This is a genomic window from Kitasatospora sp. NPDC091257 (assembly GCF_044757675.1).
Classification (GTDB): Bacteria; Actinomycetota; Actinomycetes; order Streptomycetales; family Streptomycetaceae; genus Kitasatospora; species Kitasatospora lactacystinica.
Genome location: NZ_JBIVVI010001828.1, coordinates 1 through 1145, shown reverse-complemented (window position 1 = coordinate 1145; position 1145 = coordinate 1). Strand labels below are relative to the sequence as shown.

Annotated in this window: 1 protein-coding gene; it reads right to left on the bottom strand. The window is 72.5% G+C overall.

The genetic code is table 11. The features are described 5' to 3' along the window. Window positions 1-201: 201 nt before the first annotated feature. Window positions 202-981 (bottom strand): IclR family transcriptional regulator, encoded by a 780-nt coding sequence (locus ACIQOV_RS42315; RefSeq protein ID WP_401056583.1) that lies wholly within the window; start codon window positions 979-981, stop codon window positions 202-204. Between the last annotated feature and the right edge of the window lie 164 nt (window positions 982-1145).

Here is a 1145-nt window from a genome sequence, read left to right as displayed (position 1 = left end):
CCCTCCTGACCTGGGGGCGGCGGCTCGGCTCCAGGGAAACGTACTCGCGGGTAGCGGTCAGGACAAGGGGTTCGGCCACCCTTATCGACATCGAGTCTAATAAGTGCCGCGCACCGGCGGCCACCACGGGAAACGCGGGAGGCCCCACCGGTCTCCCGGCAGGGCCTCCTCGAACTCGTTTGCGCGACCGCCGGCTTGACGTCAGACCGCCATCGCCAGCATCAGCGGCGCCGCCCGGACCGCCAGCAGCTCGGCGGCCGCCTTCAGCTTGTGGACACTGTCCGCCGGCATCGAGGTGGCCAGGCAGCCGACCGTACTGCCCGCCGTGATCGGCACCGCCGCGCACACCGTGCCCAGCGCGTACTCCTGGATGTCCAGCACCGGCACCGTGGCCGGCTGCCGCTCCAACCGGTGCATCAGCTGGTCGGCGTCGGTGACGGTGCGGGAGGTGAGCCGGGCGACCGGGTGCCGGGAGAGGTGGTCCCGCCGGGCGTCCGCGTCCAGCTGACCGAGCAGGCACTTGCCGATCGCGCTGGCGTGCGCGGTGGCCCGGAAGTCCACCCACTCCTGCACGGCCGGCGCGTAGTCGGCGGCCGAGACCGCCTCCACCGACAACTCGCCGTCGTGGTACCGGCTGAAGTACACGGCGGCGCCCAGCTCGTCCCGGAGTTCGGCGAGCTTGCGGTTGAGCCGGGCCTTCACCAGCTGCTCCCGGTTGTGCTGGCCGAGCAGGGCGAAGGTGCCGCCCAGCAGCCAACCGCCGTCCTGGCACTGGAGATAGCCCTCGACCTCCAGGATCTCGGCGAGCCTGCGCACGGTGGGCAGCCCGAGCGAGGTCTCCCGGGCGAGGGCCACCAGGGTGGCACCGTCGGGGTGGCGGTCGACCGCCTCCAGCAGTCTGAGGGCGTGCTGGAGGGAGGTGAACGAGCCCGTCGGGCCCTGGTCCAAAGCGGCGTGACGACCCGGGGCTGGTGTCGACATGTCGTCCCCTTCCGATGTCCCCCCACGGAGCGACCGCGGGCACCCACCAGCCTATCGACCCGGCGGCTCCGACGGCTGCCGTCCGTGCATATCCGTGGACAATCCGTGGCGCCCCGCCGCCCGACCTGGGACGACGCGGGCGGGCTCCTCCCCCACTGCCCAGG